Here is a 16,747-nt window from a genome sequence, read left to right as displayed (position 1 = left end):
GCACACCACCAACGCCGTCGTCATCGACTGCCTACTCAGCCGTCAAGGTGTACAACCTTTGAATGGCCGTATCGTACTGCGTGGGCTGATTGGGAAGCGTGCGCAGAACGGCATATTGCGGCAATACGGTGTCGCGCAGCAGCGGCTCCTTGATCGGCAAGCCGTTCTTGTCTCGTACCACAGCCACCAAAGGCGCCGTCGGCGTATGGCCGCGCCGGATCGTCACCGCCGTCTCGCCGCTTTTCAGCAGCACAAAACAACCCGGCGGATAGATGCCGAATTCCTTGAGCAGCGCCGATGCAATCGGATGTCCGTCGCTCGCCAGATAAACCGACTGGGCAGCCTGTCTCGATGGCATCGCCGCCCTGTTCTTGCGTGCGGAATACTTGGCGGTGAAGATATCGGCGAACCGGATCATTTGCGACAATTCGCTGAGCTTGTGTTTCGTGCCGTAGGGATAACCGCCGCCATTCGGGCTTTCGTGATGTTGTTCAACCGCCTGCAGCCAGTCCTCATCGGTCACACCGGCATCCTGCAGCATGCGCACGCTTTCAGCCGGGTGCACGTGTATCAGTTGCCGCTGTTGCCTGGTGGGCGCACTCTCACTCCGCGCAAGTTCGCCTTGCAAGCCGATGATGGACAGATTCATCGTCAACGCGGCGTTGATGACGGTTTCCCTGTTCTTCTTCGACCAACCGAGCCGTTTGGCGAGAATGCTGCAGACGCATGCGACGTGGATCGAATGCGTGATTCCGTAGGCAGCGAAGCGCTCCTGATCGTGCCGGATGACCGAATAGATTGTCTGGTCGGCGTGTTCTTCCGAGGCGATGGTGATCATGGATTCCACGTCGCGGATTCCGCTCAGGAATTGCGCGTCGCGATAATTCGCGAGCAGCGCAGTCAAGCGTTTTTCCACAGCGTCCCACTGTGCAGCGAATGGCAATACCGGGCGCTGGGTGCCACCAAACAGCAATGGCGACGATTCCCGGCTGGCCTGAACCTCGTCCGCATCCACAAACACACCGCGCCGCAAAAGGTTGTGCTGCATCGCCATCGTCTCGACCAGATGGCCGCGCGCCAGCAACAACTTCCCTTCCACATCCCGGACATTCCAGGGCAGCGGCGCGCCACAGTGGATCTGCGCGGAGACTTCTCCAATCGGTATCAGATTCATGATGAGCAAACGAAAGATTTGTCTTGGATTAACCGCATGGAGCATCTGCACCCAAGTCACCCACTCCGGACATACAAGCCACTGCCCGGACGCCTGGAACTGGAGCGTCGATTGAATCCGTGAATGGCGATGCAGAAAACGGGTGTCGGCCATGCTGAACGAGATACTAAAAGGGACGCAAAAATATATCTGTCGGGAAACCCTGACTCTTTTAGGAAAATATGAATACAGAATTGGCAATATTTGAGGAATATCTGCGTCGGCCAAAGGAGAGGCCCTACAACCGCCCGGCAGATGACGAAAATGTATCGGTGGAATCGAAGCTGAAAGATGGGGACGTTGTTGCGCGTGACATGCAAGGTGGGCTTGCTTCTGATCTGCAGCAGTGATTATTTTTTTGGCAACACGCTTCCGGCAGCCATTTTTTCTTATGAATGGATGGAAGACATGACGTGAATCGACAACGAAAGACGAACGTCGTCATAGGATTGTCCGCGGTCGTCTCGGCTGGCACGTACGTGGACGGGATCGATACGTTCCCGGACAATGATTCGAGCAGAAACGGACCCTCAAGGTCTTATTTCTCTCGAGAACTACGCTTGCTTTAATGCCCCCTCAAGCAACAAAAAAGTCGATGACACGCTGAGTGCCATCGACTTTCATTTTCCGAGATTGCTGCATCAATCCATCAAACCGCAGCACGCCTATCCATGCGCGACCCACTCAAGAACTCCCCCATCAACACCTCCCACTCCCGATCAGCCCTATCCATCGCCGCCAGCTTAACGTGCCCATACCCACGAATCTGCTCCGGCAACTGCGCCAGCTTCAACGCCACTCCCTTGTTGTCAACATTGAGCCGATCCGCCAGCATCAACACAAAATCCAGATACCGATCCCTTAACGCCCGCTCACGCCGCCGTTCCTCGGTATAGCCAAACACATCCAACGGCGTCCCGCGCAGCGACTTGAATCGCGACAGCACTGCAAACCCCGACATCATCCACGCCCCAAAACGCATCTTGGCCGGCACATCTGAGCCCGGTTTCTTGCGCGCCAGCATCGGCGGCGCGAGGTGGAAGGCCAGCTTGTAGTCGCCGTCGAACTGCGCGGCGATCTGTTCGCGGAATACCGGGTCGGCGTGCAGGCGTGCGACTTCGTATTCGTCCTTGTAGGCCATCAGCTTGAACAGGTTGCGCGCGACCATCTTGCTGATCGGGCGCCTGGAGGCGTTGTCTTCCAACCTTGCTTCGGCGCGTTCGACGGCGGCCACGGCTTCTTCGTAGCGGCGGGCGTAGGCACGGTTCTGGTACTTGGTCAGCCAGTCGATACGGAAGGCGACCGTGTCGGCCAGCGACTTCGGTGCGGCGAACTGGATGACCTGCTGCTTCGGCTTGCCGAGCTTGTCCAGTGCAGCGGCGTCGGCGGCGGCGAGGCGGCCGAGGGTGAAGGCGCGCTTGTTCATGTCGACGGCGACGCCGTTCAACTCGATGGCGCGCATCATTGCCGGCAGGCCTACCGGCACCAGGCCGCGTTGCCAGGCGTAACCCATCAGCAGGATGTTGCCGCCGATCGGGTCGCCGAGGAAACGCAGCGCCGTGTCCTGTGCGTCAATTTGCACGACGTTATCGGCGCCGGCCGAGGCGGCCAGCTTGTCGAGCAGGCCTTCCTTGTTGATCGAGGCATCTGGGTTGCGCGTGAAATCGGCAGTCGGGATTTCGCGGTCGTTGGCGATCACTTTGGTGTGGCCGCGGCGCATGACCGACAAGCCTTCCGGCATGGCCGAGACCACCAGGTCGCAGGCGAACACGGCGTCGGCTTGCTGCAGGTCGATGCGGACCTGATTGAGCGCCGATGGCGACGCGGCGATGCGCACGTGCGAGAGCACCGCGCCACCCTTCTGTGCGAAGCCCATGAAGTCGAGCGTGGAGGCGCCCTTGCCTTCCAGATGCGCGGCCATGGTGATCAGCGCGCCGACGGTGACGACGCCGGTGCCGCCGACGCCGGCTACGAGGATTTCAAACGGTTTGGCGAAACGGTGCGGCGCCGGCGCCGGATAGGCGGCCAGCGTGGCTTCCAGGTCGGCGAGGGTGAGCTTGACGCTTTCCGGTTTCTTCAGCGTGCCGCCCAGCACCGAGACGAAGCTCGGGCAAAAACCTTCGACGCAGGAGTAATCCTTGTTGCAGGAGGATTGCTCGATCTGGCGCTTGCGGCCGAGTTCGGTTTCCAGGGGCAGGATCGACAGGCAGTTGGATTGCACGCCGCAGTCGCCGCAACCTTCGCACACTGCCGGGTTGATCATCATGCGGCGCGCCGGATCGGGGAAGGCGACATGGCCGGGCTTGTTCTTCTTGCGGCGGCGGCGCTTCTCGGCGGCGCAGGTCTGGTCGTAGACCAGCACGGTCACGCCGGGGATGTCGCGCAGCATGCGCTGGATGACGTCGAGTTCGCTGCGGTGATGCACGGTGACGCCGGCCGGCAGCTTGATCAGCGCGTAGTTCTCGGGAGCGTCGGTGACGACCACGACTTTCTTTGCGCCTTCGCTGGTGACCTGCTGCACGATCTGCGGCACCGACAGCGAGCCGTCGACCGGCTGGCCGCCGGTCATGGCGACGGCGTCGTTGTAGAGAATCTTGTAGGTGATGTTGGTGCGCGCCGCGATGGCCTGGCGGATCGCCAGCGAACCGGAATGGTAATAGGTGCCGTCGCCCAGATTCTGGAACACGTGCTTCTCGTCGACGAAGCGCGAGGAGCCGACCCAGTTGATGCCTTCGCCGCCCATTTGCGCGAGGTAGTTCGTATCGCGCTTCATCCATGTCGCCATGAAGTGGCAGCCGATGCCGGCCATCGCGCGGCTGCCTTCCGGCACGCGGGTGGAGGTATTGTGCGGACAGCCGGAGCAGAAATACGGCGTGCGTTTGACACTGTCGGCGTCGTTGGACAACAACTCGGCGGCACAGAAATCGGGCAGGAAGCGTTGCAGGTTCAGCGTCGGGAACCGTGGTCCGAACCAGCGCACCAGCGCCGGTGCGATACGCGACGGCCGCAGCTCGCCGAGCGCCGACAGCAGCGCTTCGCCGTGGGCGTCGGTCTTGCCGATCACCGATGGGCGACGCTCTTGCGGCAGGTTGTAGAACAGGTTCTTGAGCTGCTGCTCGATGACGGCGCCCTTCTCTTCCACCACCAGGATTTCATCGAGACCTGCGGCGAAGGCCGACAGGCGCGTGCGTTCGAGCGGATAGGTCAGGCCCGGCTTGTACAGGCGCACGCCGAGGTCTTCCAGCTGTTGTTGCGACAGGCCGAGGCGCGCCAGCGCTTCCAACAGGTCGAGGTAAGCCTTGCCGGCGCTGATGATGCCGATGCGCGCGTGCGGCGCCGGTACGATCAGCTTGTCGATGGAATTGACGCCGGCGAATGCCTGCACCGCCTTGAGCTTATCGTCGACACGCTGTTCCAGCGCGAGGCCGGGCAAGTCGGGCCAGCGGTTGTGCAGGCCGTCGGCCGGCGGCGTGTAACCGGTCGGCGCGGTGTACTGCGGCAGCGGTGGAAGTTCAACCACGGCGCCGCCTTCCACGGTCTCCGAAATCGCCTTGAAGCCGACCCACGCGCCCGAGAAGCGCGACAGCGCCCAGCCGTACGGGCCGAACTCCATGTATTCCTGGATGTTGGCGGGATTGACCACCGGCATGCCCCAGGCGATCAGCGCCTGTTCGCTCTGGTGCGGCATCGACGACGACACGCAGCCGTGGTCGTCGCCGAGAATCGCCAGCACGCCGCCGTGCGGCGATGAGCCGTAGGCGTTGCCGTGCTTGAGCGCATCGCCGGAACGGTCGACGCCGGGTCCCTTGCCGTACCACATGGCGAACACGCCCTGCACCTTGCGCGTCGGGTCGGCTTCGACCTGCTGCGAGCCGAGCACGGCGGTGGCGCCGAGTTCTTCATTGATTGCCGGCAGGAACTCGATGTTGTGCGCACTCAGCAAGCGGGAGGCGCGCCACAGTTCCTGGTCCACCGCGCCCAGCGGCGAGCCGCGATAGCCGCTGATGAAGCCGCCGGTATTGAGGCCGTTGGCGGCGTCGGCGGCTTTCTGCATGCACAGTAGGCGCACCAGCGCCTGGGTGCCGGTCAGGAAGACGCGGCCGCTGCTGCGGGTGAGGTTGTCTTCCAGGGCGTAGTCCGGATCTGCAAGCGCGTGATCTGCAAGCGCGGAAACCAGCGATGCCGTCGTTTCAAGTGGAGCGGCCGGCAGATTTGCAGGCTGGGCCGGCGCCGTAGCGGCCGACCGGAAGGGAGGGATTGTCACCGAGTTCATCGTTATCGTTATCGTCTCAATAGGGGGCGGGAAGCTGCCGGAAAACCCGTCAAAAACCGGGCATTGATGAGAGAAAGGATATGACTTCGAACCGGAAAAATTATTTCTATTTATGCCTTTATAGTCGCTAAAATGGGAATTATCTTTCCAGATCAGACCTTCAAAATGAAAAACTCACCTCTCGATCCCGCATCGCAAAAGATCCTCGCGGAGTTGCAGAAAAACGCCCGGATTTCATCGAACGAACTGGCGGAAAAAGTCGGCATGTCGGCCAGTCCGTGCTGGCGCCGGCAGAAGGAATTGGAGGACAACGGCTACATCGTGCGCTACACCGCCGTGGTCGATCGGCGCAAGCTGGGCCTGTCGGTGTGCTGCCTGGCGCACATCTCGCTGCTGCGTCACGCCGAGGGTGTGGTGGAGAAGTTCGAGGAAGCCATGCGCATGCGTCCCGAAGTGGTCGAGTGCTACGAGACCACCGGCACCGCCGACTACATGGTCAAGGTCATCGTGCCCGACATGGAGGCGTATCACGACTTCCTGCACAACGTGCTGGTCAAGCTCAACGGCGTCTCGCAGGTCAACACCAGCGTGGCGCTACGCGAAGTGAAATACGAAACGGCGCTGCCGATCTGAGGCGGCGCGAGACTTTTTATCCCTCGTATTTATCCTTTGTAGATACCGCAGCCGATCACCAGGCCGTTGACCTCCTCGATGTAGGTAGTTTTTTCTTCCAGCACGGCGGTGACGGGGTTCGGCCAGCGGTAGTCGATCCAGCCTTTGCCTGCGCCCGTGGCGGTGTCGACGAATTGCTTGATGAACAGCTTGCCGTCGGCGTCTTTCAGGTCGATCAGGTTGCGCCCGATCAGCTTGGCGTTTTCGCCGTGGGCGAGCGTGTTGCCGTTGAGGTCGATGACGTTGATGTAGAGATCGCGCTGCTTGAATTCCGACGTGGGGCGGCTGAAGTCGGCCAGCGCCGCATCCTTGCCCTGCTGCTTCACATGCTGCACCGCGCGCCTGACCATGGCCACGGCGTCTTCCGTATGGTTTTCGAGGCGGAAGGCGCTGACTGATTGCGCCAGCGAGGTCGCCAACTCCTGCATCTTCACCGCTGACGAGGCGGCCTGCTCGACCATGGCGGCGTTCTGCTGCGTCATGCGGTCCATCTGCGTGATGGCCTGGTTGATTTCGCCGATGCCGCTGCTCTGCTCGCGACCGGCCTGGGTGATTTCGGAGATGATGCGTTCGACGTGCTGCACCGAGTCGACGATTTCCTTCATGGTGCCGCCGGCCTGGCCGGCCAGTGCGTTACCGCTTTGCACCTGCTGCACCGAGTCGTCGATCAGGGTCTTAATCTCCTTGGCGGCGACGGCCGAGCGTTGCGCCAGGTTGCGCACTTCCGAAGCGACCACGGCGAAACCGCGGCCCTGCTCGCCGGCGCGCGCCGCTTCGACCGACGCGTTGAGCGCAAGGATGTTGGTCTGGAAGGCGATGCCGTCGATCACGCTGATGATCTCGACGATCTTGCGCGAGCTGTCGTTGATCGAACCCATCGTGTCGAGCACCTGGCTCACTACCTGACCGCCTTTGACGGCGAAGCCGGAAGCCGCCTCCACGATCTGGTTGGCGCGCACCGCATGGTCGGCATTCTGGCTGACGGTGGCGGTCAGTTGTTCCATCGACGACGCGGTCTGCTCCAGCGAGCTGGCCTGCGCTTCGGTGCGCGCCGACAATTCGCTGTTGCCGGTGGCGATCCGGCCGGACGCTTCCGAAATCACCTGAGTACCGGAGCGCACTTCGCCGACGATCTTGAGCAGGCTCTGGTTCATGGCCTGCAAAGCGCCCAGCAAATCGCTGACTTCATCGCGCCCTTCCACCACCACTTTAGATGACAGGTCGCCGGTGGCCACGCGCCGCGCAATCGACACGGCGGCCTGCAAGGGCCGCGTGATGCTGCGGCTCAGGCGCCATGCGGCCAGTGCGCACACCAGCATCAGCGCCACGCCGGCGATGATCGCGAATTGCATCAGCACGCCGCGCGCTGCGTCGGAATTGGTCAACGCCGTGGCGATGGCGCTCTTCTGCGCCGCCGGTACGTTCGCCGCAATCTGCGTGAGCTGCTGCGACAAACCGTTTTGCAGCGACGCCGCCTGAATAGCGACCGCCGCGCCGAGCGCGACCAGCAAAACGAACATCAACGCAAAGCCGCCGCCCAGCCGGGCACCGATAGAAAACCGACGCAGGTTCATTGTCTCCACTCCTGTTGCTTGTTGTTTTGCGATCTCCGTCGCTATGTTTTTTAATGCTTCGCGAAACCGAGATAGCTCTCGATGATCTGCTTGTTCGCAGCGAGTTCGGACGCCGGACCTTCCATCACCGGCTCACCCATTTCCAGCACGTAGGCGTAGTCGGCGACTTGCAATGCCGCGCGCGCATTCTGCTCGATCAGCAGCGTGGCGACGCCGGTCTTGCGCAGCTCGCTGATGATGTGGAAGATTTCCTTGGTGATCAGTGGCGCCAGGCCCAGGCTCGGTTCATCGAGCATCAGCACCTGCGGCTTGGCCATCAGTGCGCGGCCGACCGCCAGCATCTGCCGCTCGCCGCCGGACAAGGTGCCCGCCGCCTGCTTGCGCCGTTCCAGCAGGCGCGGGAACAAGGCGTAGACCGAGTCGATCTGGTCCATGTAATTGGCTTCGCCGTTCTTCTTGCGCTTGTAGGCGCCCAGCTGCAGGTTGTCTTCGACGCTCATGGTGGCGAACAGCTCGCGCTTTTCCGGCACCAGGCAGAGGCCGCGCGCGACGCGGTCCTCGACGTCCATGCTGCTCAGTTCCTGGCCCAGATACTTGACGCTGCCGCTGGCCGATCCGCTGGTCGGCAAGGCGCCCATGATGGCGTTGAGCAGGGTCGACTTGCCCGCGCCGTTGGGACCGATGACGGTGACGATCTGGCCGGCGCGCACTTGCAGTCCGGCGCCGTGGAGCGCTTCCACCTTGCCGTAGCGCGCATGCAGGTTGCTGACGTCGAGCAGGACTTCGCCGTTATTGATGATGGTGTTGGCTTGGTTGTTGCTCATCACTCCACTCCTCCCAGATAGGCTTCCAGCACGGCAGGATGGACCTGGATCTGGGCCGGGGTTCCCTCGGCGATCTTGGTGCCGAATTCCATGACCACGATGTGATCCGTCAGTTGCATCACGAAGTCCATGTCGTGCTCCACCAGCAGCACGGCCATGCCTTCGGCGCGCAGTTTCCTCAGCAGTTCGGACAGCGCTTGTTTTTCCTTGTAGCGCAAACCCGCAGCGGGTTCATCCAGCAGCAGCAAGGCCGGATCGCAGCACAGCGCGCGGGCGATCTCGAGGATGCGTTGCTGGCCCAGCGCCAGGCTGCCGGCGGGACGATACAGCATGTCGCCGAGGCCGACACGTTCGAGCTGGCGCTTGGCTTCAAGCAGAATCTTGTCTTCTTCCTTGCGGTTCAGGCGCAGGATGCTGGCCAGCGCGCCGCCTTGTGCCGCACGGTCGCTGCGCAGGTAGGCGCCCATGGCAGCGTTCTCGAGCACGCTCATGCCCGGCACCAGGCGCACGTGCTGGAAGGTACGCGCGATGCCGCGGCTGGCGATCTGGCGCGACGACAAACCGGCGATCGAACGGCCGCGATAATCGACAGCACCGCTGGTGATCGGCAGCACGCCGGTCACCAGGTTGAAGGTGGTCGATTTGCCGGCGCCGTTGGGGCCGATCAGGCCGACCACCTCACCGGCCTTGACCGAGAAGCTGACGTCGTTGACCGCCACCAGGCCGCCGAACTGCTTGCGCGCGTCCTTGACGTCGAGGATGACTTCGCCGGCGGCGGGCTTGTCCTTGTGCGCCAGCGCAGGCGCGTCGTCCGGCGCCCTGGCGGACGGACGGCCCGGGAAGCGCGCCTGGATGAACGGCCACAGGCCTTCGTTGGCGTATTGCAGGAACAGCACCAGCGCGATGCCGAACACGATGGCTTCAAAGTTGCCGCCGGTGCCGAGCACGGCCGGCAGCCATTCTTGCAGGAAGTTACCGAGCAAGGTGATCAGGCCGGCGCCGAGCAGCGCTCCCCAGACATAACCTGCGCCGCCCACCACCACCATCAGCAGATAATCGATGCCGTACTTGAGGCCGAACGGAGTCGGGTTGACCGCATGCTGCAAATGCGCGTACAGCCAGCCGGACACGCCGGCCAGCATGGCGGCGTAGGCGAAGATGACGATCTTGAGCCAGACCGTGTTGACGCCCATCGCCTCCGGCATGACGTAGCCGAACTTGAGCGCACGCACGGCGCGTCCGGTGCGCGAGTTGAGGAAGTTCTTGACCGATACCAGCGCGAGGATCGCCACCACCCAGATCAGTACATACATCGACTTGCCGCTGCTGAACTCAAAGCCGAACAGCGAAATCGACGGGATGCCGCCGATGCCGTCGTACTTGCCCAGGCTCTCCAGGTTGCCGAACAGGAAGTACAGCGACAAGCCCCAGGCGATGGTCGACAGCGGCAGGAAATGGCCCGAGATGCGCATCGTCACCGCGCCGATCAGCAACGCCGAGACGCCCGTGATGAGCAGTCCGGCCAGCAGGCCGATCCACGGCGACAAGCCGAATTGCGTGGTGACGTAAGCAGTGGTGTAAGCACCGATGCCGACGAATGCAGCCTGGCCGAACGAGGTCAGGCCGGCAACACCGGTCAGCATCACGAGGCCGAGCGCGACGATGCTGTACAGGCCGACATAAGATAACAGCGTGATCCAGAACGGCGGCACTGACAGGAACGGCAAAGCCAGCACCAGCAACAGAAGGACGACAGGCGCAATCGTAGAAAGAGCGGCCGAGAAAACGAATTTGTTTTTCATGTGTTCCACCTCAGGCTTCTTCATCGACGTGATTGCTGGTGAGCGAGCGCCACAGCAAGACGGGGATGATCACCGTGAAGACGATGAGGTCCTTGAACGAGCTGGCCCAGAACGAGGAGAAGCTCTCGATCAGGCCGATGCCGACCGCGCCGGCGGCGGCAATCGGATAGCTGGCCAGGCCGCCGAAGATGGCGCCGACGAAACCCTTGAGCGCAATCAGGAAGCCCGATTCGTAATTGATGATCGTGAACGGCGCAATCAGGATGCCGCACAGCGCGCCGATGCCGGCGCTCAAGGTGAACGACAGCTTGCCGGCCTGGTTGGTGCCGATGCCGACCAGGCGTGCGCCCAGGCGGTTGACGGCGGTGGCGCGCAGGGCTTTGCCGGACAGCGTGCGTTCGAAGTAGAAATAGATGCCGACGATCAGCGCGACCACGGTGCCGATCACGATCAGGCTCTGGCCCGAGACGGTCATCTCGCCCATGGCGAATTGTGCATCGGTGAAGGGCAAGGTGTTAGAGCCTTCCGGACCGAACATCAGCAGGCCCAGGCCGACCATCGCCAGATGCACGCCGAGCGAGACGATCAGCAGCACCAGGATACTGGCATGCGCCAGCGGCTGGTAGGCCAGGCGATATACCATCGGTCCCATCGGCACGACGATGGCCAGTGCCAGCGCGATCTGCACCAGCATCGGCAGATCCTTGAGCGGGACAGTCAGCGTCACGGCGTAGACGGCAATCGGAAACAGCAGGTATTTACCCGCCAGTAGCGGCAACCGGCCAAGCAGCTTGCCGCGGCGATCGGCACGGCGCAGGTTGCCGGCCACTTCGCAGAAGATGGTCGCCACGCCCAGCGCCACCATCAGCAGCGCACTCTGGGGCGCCTGGCCGGCCTGGATTGCCGCCAGGGTCAGTGCGCCGAAGGCAACGAATTCGCCTTGCGGCAACAAGATGACTCGCGTCACCGAAAAAACCAGTACCAATGCCAACGACAGCAAGGCGTAAATTGCGCCCGTCGTAATGCCGTCTTGCACCAGGACCGCAAAGATACTTGCGTCCACGTCCATCCTCCTTGGGTGCACGGCGGCGCGCGCCGTGCAGATTGAAATAGTATTGTGGAAGGCGATGTCGACAGGTCAATCGATCGCGACCGCCGCCTTCCGCCCTGCGTGCGCGTTTCCGAAAAATCGGGAGCGCCGCCGCAGGCTTTTTGTTATCTGGTATTGCCGGTGTTGCCCGGTATTGCGAAGATCAATTCTTCTTGGCGACCAGCGTCAGGATGTCGTACGACGCCACCAGTTCACCGTCCTGGTTGGTCACTTCGACGTCCCATGCGACCACGCCCTGGCCGACGCCGTTGGCGTCCTTCTTGTTGCGGTCGATCTTGCGTTTGCAGGTCAGGCGCGCGCGGATGGTGTCGCCGATGCCGACCGGCTTGACGAAGCGCAGCGTGTCGAGGCCGTAGTTGGCCAGCACCGGACCCGGGGCCGGCGAGACGAACAGCCCGGCCGCAGCCGACAACACGAAGTAGCCATGCGCGATGCGTTTGCCGAACGGCGATTCCCTGGCGGCGATCTCGTCGAAGTGCATGTAGAAGTAGTCGCCCGACAAGCCGCCGAAATTGACGATGTCGGCTTCGCTGACGGTGCGGCGATGAGTCAGCAGCGAGTCGCCGATCTGCAGGTCTTCGAAGTGATGGCGGAACGGATGGATGTCCGATTCGCGCACCGCCGCGCCGCGCACGTGTTCGCCGGTGACGGCAGCCAGCATGGTGGGCGAACCTTGCACCGCCGCACGTTGCAGGTAGTGCTTGACGGCGCGTGCGCCGCCCAGTTCTTCACCGCCGCCGGCGCGGCCGGGGCCGCCGTGCTTGAGTTGCGGCAAGGGAGAACCATGACCGGTGGATTCCACCGCCGCTTCACGGTCGAGGATCAGCAAGCGTCCGTGCCATGCGGCGGCGATGGGGATCGCCTTGGCGGCGACCTTGGGATCGTGCGTCACGAGGCTGCCGACCAGGCTGCCGCGGCCGCGTGCAGCCAGGTCCAGCGCAGCGTCGAAGTCGTCATAGGCAATCAGCGTGCTGACCGGGCCAAAGGCTTCGACATCATGCACCGCCGGATTGGCGACGCCGTCCCGGCACAGCAGCAGCGTCGGCGCAAAGAAGGCGCCCTCGCCGACCGCATCGCCGACCGGGCTGAAACCGTCGCCGGCGCCGAAGATCTGTTCATTGCCAGCCTTGAGCAGGGCCAGGCGTTCGGCCACGTCATGCTGTTGCGCCTTGGACGCCAGCGGCCCCATGCGCACCTGTTCCAGCGCGGGATCGCCGACCACGGTCTTGGCCAGGCGCGCGCGCAGGCGCTCGGCGACGGCGTCGATATGTTGGCGCGGCACGATGGCGCGACGGATCGCGGTGCACTTCTGGCCGGCCTTGGTGGTCATCTCGCGCGCCACTTCCTTGACGAACAGGTCGAACTCTTCGTCGTCCGGCGTGACGTCGGGACCGAGGATGGCGCAATTGAGCGAGTCGGCCTCCGCGTTGAACGGAATCGACTGGCGGATCAGGTTCGGATGCACGCGCAGCTTGGCGGCGGTGTCGGCCGAACCGGTGAAGGTCACCACATCCTGGCCTTGCAGGCGGTCCAGCAGATCGCCGGTGCCGCCAATGATCAGCTGCAGGCTGCCGGCCGGCAGCAGGCCGGAGGCATTGATCAGGCGCACCGCCGCTTCCGTGAGGTAGCTGGTCGCGGTGGCCGGCTTGATCAGGCACGGCATGCCGGCGAGGAAGGTCGGCGCGAATTTTTCGAGCATGCCCCAGACCGGGAAATTGAAGGCGTTGATGTGCACGGCGACGCCGCCGCGCGGCACCAGGATGTGCGTGCCGGCGAACTTGCCTTGCTTGCCCAGCGGGATGGCCGGACCTTCATGCACCAGATTGCCGGACGGGAATTCGTTGCCGCCCACGCTGGCGTAGGCGAACAAGGTGCCGGAACCGCCCTCGATGTCGATCCAGCTGTCGGCGCGCGTGGCGCCGGTGTGCGCGGAGACGGCGTAGAGCTGTTCCTTGTGTTCGTTGAGGTATTTGGCGAGCGCGCGCAGGATGCCCGCGCGCTGCTGGAAATCGAGTGCCAGCAATGCCGGCAATCCCTGTTTGCGCGCATAGGTCACGGCTTCGTCGAAGTCGATGCTCTCGGCATGCGTGGAAGCGATCAGACGGCCATTGACGGCGCTGTTGAGCGGCGTCGCGGCGGTGGAACCGATCCAGCGGCCGCCGATGTAGCTTTGCAAGAGTGTGGATTGTGCTGTCATTGCTGTTTCCGTTATTTACTCGAAAATGCTGAGAACCTGAGGCCGCCGTGACGACAAAAAACGGCAAGGCGCCAATGTCAGCCGCCCTGCCTTTTTTTCATCACATTGCCGGTGAAGATCGTTGAAGATGCCGGGCTTACGGCTGATACTTCCATGCACCGTTGACGATCTTCACCATCACCGATGCGCGTTGATCCAGGCCAAGGTGGTCGGTGGCCGACATGTTGTAGACGCCATGGACGCCGTTGACATTTTTGGAGGCTTCCAGCGCGTCGCGCAGCGCGGCGCGGAATTCAGGCGTACCGGGCTTGCCCTTCTTCAGCGCTTCCGGCGCGGCCGCCTGCAGCAGCAGGCCGGCGTCCCAGGCATAGCCGCCGAACAGCGAGACGCTGTCCTTGCCATGCACCGCCTCATACTTGACGGTGTAGCCCAGCGCCACCTTGCGGATCGGGTTGTCGGCCGGCAGTTGCGCCGCCACCAGCACGGGACCGGCCGGCAGCAGTGTGTTCTCCAGCAGCTTGCCGCCTACGCGCAGGAAGTCGGCATTGGCGACGCCGTGGGTCTGGTAGATCTGGCCCTTGTAGCCGCGTTCGGCCAAGGCGCGCTGCGGGACCACGGCCGGGGTGCCCGAGCCGGCGATCAGGATCGCATCAGGCTTGGCCGAGATCAGTTTCAAGGCTTGCGCGGTGGCCGAGGTATCGGTGCGTGCAAAACGTTCGTTGGCGACGACTTCGACCTTCTTCAAAGCAGCGGCCTTGCTGAATTCGGTGTACCAGCCTTCGCCATAGGCATCCGCAAAACCGATGAAGCCGACCCGCTTGTAGCCGCGCGCGACCATGTCCTTCACGATCGCCAGCGACATCATGATGTCGTTTTGCGGGGTCTTGAAGACCCATTTCTTTTTCGCGTCCATCGGTTCGACGATGCGCGCCGAGGCGGCCAGCGAAATCATCGGCGTCTGCGCTTCAGCGACCACTTCAATCATGGACAGCGAGTTCGGCGACACGGTCGAGCCGATGATCAGGTCGACATTGTTTTCGGAGATGAAGCGGCGCGTGTTCTTGACCGCCTGCGTCGTGTCGGAGGCGTCGTCCAGCACGATGTAGTTGACCTTCTGGCCGCCGATGGTGGTCGGCAGCAAGGCGATGGTGTTCTTTTCGGGGATACCCAGCGATGCCGCAGGGCCGGTAGTCGAGAGGTTCACGCCGACGTTGATGTCGGCTTGCGCTGCGCCGGCGAAAGCCAGCATTGCCAATGCAACCGACGTGGTCAGGGCGTTGAGTTTTTGGACGAATTTCACTTGTGGTCTCCTTGGTTGATTTTCTGGTCACTTCCTGCCCGGATGAGACGGCTTCAACCGTCCCTCCCCGTCTCTTGCGCAAAAATGACAGGCCCTCTCTGGAACCTTGTTCATTCCTGCCGTATCTTTTTCCCTTCTTCCGCCTGGCCGATATCTTCCAGCCTGACTGCGCCGATGCCGCCGAACAGCAGGTCCGACACCACCATCGCCATGCGTTCGTGGGTCAGTTCGCCATCCGGCTTCAACCACATGAACATCCAGTTGATCATGCCGAACAACAGCATCGTCAACGGCTTGGCCATCTTGCTGGCGTCCAGCTCGGGCCGCACGCCGATCATTGCCTGCGCCATCGCCCCGACCACCTTGCGCTCGCCGGCGAAGATGCGCTGCTGGTCTTCCTCTTTCAGGAAGCGCACATCTTCGGTCAGCACCCGATGCTCGTTCTGGGCATCTGCGTACTCCTCGACAAAACGCTGCACCATCAGGCGCAGGCGCGGTTCCGGCGCCAGGTCCTGCTGCGCCACTTCATCGACCAGAGCGCACAGGCGCTCGATATGGCCTTCGCAGATAAACATCAGCAACTGATATTTGTCCGACATGTAGTGATACAGCGATGCCTTCGACAGACCGCATGCCTCCGCCACTTCATTCATCGACGTGCCGGGAAAACCATTGCGCGCGAACAATGTCGCCGCCTGCTCTATGATCAGGTCGCGCTGGTTGTCAAATCCTGCTGCACGCTTGCGTGGCATAGTTTTCTTCCTTTCAACAAATTCCAAGAAGCCGTGATTGTGCCGTAAATCGGGCCCAATTCAGCTTCGCCTATCGCTCTCACCGGCTTGCATTCACTCGTCGCTGCGCAAGTTCGTGCTGGCATTCCGGCATGTCGCGACATGCTGAAAGAACGTCAAACTATCTCCCGGTCGTTTTTACAATGGCTCGCTCTTCCGCTCTGGGCGCGGCTTTGGCGCGCACTCCTGCACGCCGTAGACGCAACACAAATAGCGAAAATAGTTCAAAACATTATTGACCGACCGGTCGGTTGAATTTATTATTAACCAAAATCGGATGCCAGGCAAATGTTTTTTGAAACGCCCCGCCCCGCAAAAACAAAGCAGGAACCTGAGGTAATCAAGGAGACAAGCAATGCCGTGTTATTCGATAGAAGGCGTGATCCCGGTAGTGGACCCCAGCGCCTACGTTCATCCGACCGCCGTCCTGATCGGCGACGTGATCGTCGGACCGGATTGCTATATAGGACCGGCTGCCTGCCTGCGTGGCGATTTCGGCCGCATCGTCATGCATCGCGGTTCCAATGTGCAGGACACCTGCGTGGTGCATGGCTTCCCTGCGCATGACACCGTGATCGAAGAAAACGGCCACATCGGCCATGGCGCCGTACTGCATAGCTGCGTCGTGCGCCGCGACGCGCTGGTCGGTATGAATGCAGTGGTGATGGATGACGCCGAAGTCGGCGAAGAAGCCATTGTCGCCGCCAGCGCCTTCGTCCGCGCGGGCATGAAGGTGCCGCCGCGCTCGCTGGCAGCCGGCGTCCCGGCCAAGATCCTGCGCGAACTGAGCGAACAGGAAATCGCCTGGAAACGCGAAGGCACGCACACCTATCAGGACCTGACCAAGCGTTGCCTGGCCAGCATGAAGGAAGTCCAGCCGCTGCAGAAGATCGAAGCCGGCCGGCCGTCCCTGAAAGCACCCGCGGTGGAGCCACTGATCGCGGCGAAACGAAATTAGGCGAAACCGCAGCAGCCCCGTCCCCGTATTTG

At 62.3% G+C, this 16,747-nt stretch carries 12 protein-coding genes; 3 read left to right on the top strand and 9 right to left on the bottom strand.

Going from position 1 to position 16,747, the window contains the following annotated elements; all coding sequences use genetic code 11:
• Positions 1 to 31: 31 nt before the first annotated feature.
• Positions 32 to 1,327 carry an HD-GYP domain-containing protein gene (locus F506_RS09855; protein WP_083457729.1) on the bottom strand — a complete coding sequence of 432 codons (1,296 nt, stop codon included), beginning with the start codon at positions 1,325 to 1,327 and terminating at the stop codon, positions 32 to 34.
• Positions 1,328 to 1,395: 68 nt separating this feature from the next.
• On the opposite strand from F506_RS09855, the gene F506_RS23400 reads away from it, so the two are divergent.
• A complete protein-coding gene (locus F506_RS23400) occupies positions 1,396 to 1,563 on the top strand; it encodes a hypothetical protein (RefSeq protein ID WP_158443126.1) in 168 nt (55 codons plus the stop codon).
• Positions 1,564 to 1,862: 299 nt separating this feature from the next.
• On the opposite strand, the gene F506_RS09850 is transcribed toward F506_RS23400, so the two are convergent.
• Positions 1,863 to 5,486, bottom strand: a complete 3,624-nt coding sequence (locus F506_RS09850) for an indolepyruvate ferredoxin oxidoreductase family protein (protein ID WP_083457726.1) — start codon at positions 5,484 to 5,486, stop codon at positions 1,863 to 1,865.
• A gap of 165 nt (positions 5,487 to 5,651) precedes the next feature.
• Here F506_RS09850 and F506_RS09845 point away from each other — a divergent pair, with 165 nt between their 5' ends.
• Positions 5,652 to 6,119: an Lrp/AsnC family transcriptional regulator gene (locus tag F506_RS09845; protein ID WP_053201442.1), complete on the top strand. Its 468-nt coding sequence runs from the start codon at positions 5,652 to 5,654 to the stop codon at positions 6,117 to 6,119.
• Positions 6,120 to 6,148: 29 nt separating this feature from the next.
• Here F506_RS09845 and F506_RS09840 read toward each other — a convergent pair whose 3' ends face one another.
• The 7 genes from F506_RS09840 to F506_RS09810 form a co-directional block, all read right to left on the bottom strand.
• Positions 6,149 to 7,732 carry a methyl-accepting chemotaxis protein gene (locus F506_RS09840; protein WP_053197027.1) on the bottom strand — a complete coding sequence of 528 codons (1,584 nt, stop codon included), beginning with the start codon at positions 7,730 to 7,732 and terminating at the stop codon, positions 6,149 to 6,151.
• Between the two features lie 50 nt (positions 7,733 to 7,782).
• Positions 7,783 to 8,556 (bottom strand): ABC transporter ATP-binding protein, encoded by a 774-nt coding sequence (locus F506_RS09835; RefSeq protein WP_053197025.1) that lies wholly within the window; start codon positions 8,554 to 8,556, stop codon positions 7,783 to 7,785.
• Positions 8,556 to 10,358 carry a branched-chain amino acid ABC transporter ATP-binding protein/permease gene (locus F506_RS09830; RefSeq protein WP_083458250.1) on the bottom strand — a complete coding sequence of 601 codons (1,803 nt, stop codon included), beginning with the start codon at positions 10,356 to 10,358 and terminating at the stop codon, positions 8,556 to 8,558. The genes F506_RS09835 and F506_RS09830 overlap by 1 nt, the downstream gene beginning before the upstream one ends.
• Before the next feature lie 10 nt (positions 10,359 to 10,368).
• Entirely contained in the window at positions 10,369 to 11,421 is a 1,053-nt protein-coding gene (locus tag F506_RS09825) for a branched-chain amino acid ABC transporter permease (protein WP_053201440.1), read from the bottom strand.
• 190 nt (positions 11,422 to 11,611) lie between these two features.
• Positions 11,612 to 13,666 carry a phenylacetic acid degradation bifunctional protein PaaZ gene (gene paaZ, locus F506_RS09820; protein WP_053197021.1) on the bottom strand — a complete coding sequence of 685 codons (2,055 nt, stop codon included), beginning with the start codon at positions 13,664 to 13,666 and terminating at the stop codon, positions 11,612 to 11,614.
• A gap of 136 nt (positions 13,667 to 13,802) precedes the next feature.
• On the bottom strand, positions 13,803 to 14,915 hold the full coding sequence (locus tag F506_RS09815) for an ABC transporter substrate-binding protein (RefSeq protein ID WP_053201438.1): 1,113 nt from the start codon (positions 14,913 to 14,915) through the stop codon (positions 13,803 to 13,805).
• A 161-nt stretch (positions 14,916 to 15,076) separates the two neighbouring features.
• The gene (locus F506_RS09810) at positions 15,077 to 15,718 is read right to left on the bottom strand and encodes a TetR/AcrR family transcriptional regulator (protein ID WP_053197019.1); all 642 of its coding nucleotides are present in this window, start codon (positions 15,716 to 15,718) and stop codon (positions 15,077 to 15,079) included.
• A gap of 394 nt (positions 15,719 to 16,112) precedes the next feature.
• Between F506_RS09810 and F506_RS09805 the strand changes: the two genes are divergently transcribed.
• Positions 16,113 to 16,715: a phenylacetic acid degradation protein PaaY gene (locus tag F506_RS09805; protein ID WP_053197016.1), complete on the top strand. Its 603-nt coding sequence runs from the start codon at positions 16,113 to 16,115 to the stop codon at positions 16,713 to 16,715.
• Positions 16,716 to 16,747: the final 32 nt, after the last annotated feature.

Origin of the sequence: Herbaspirillum hiltneri N3, assembly GCF_001267925.1 — a bacterium.
GTDB classification, from domain to species: domain Bacteria; phylum Pseudomonadota; class Gammaproteobacteria; order Burkholderiales; family Burkholderiaceae_D; genus Herbaspirillum; species Herbaspirillum hiltneri.
Note: the sequence above shows the minus strand (reverse complement) of the source record. Positions and strands in the feature narration are given on the sequence as shown.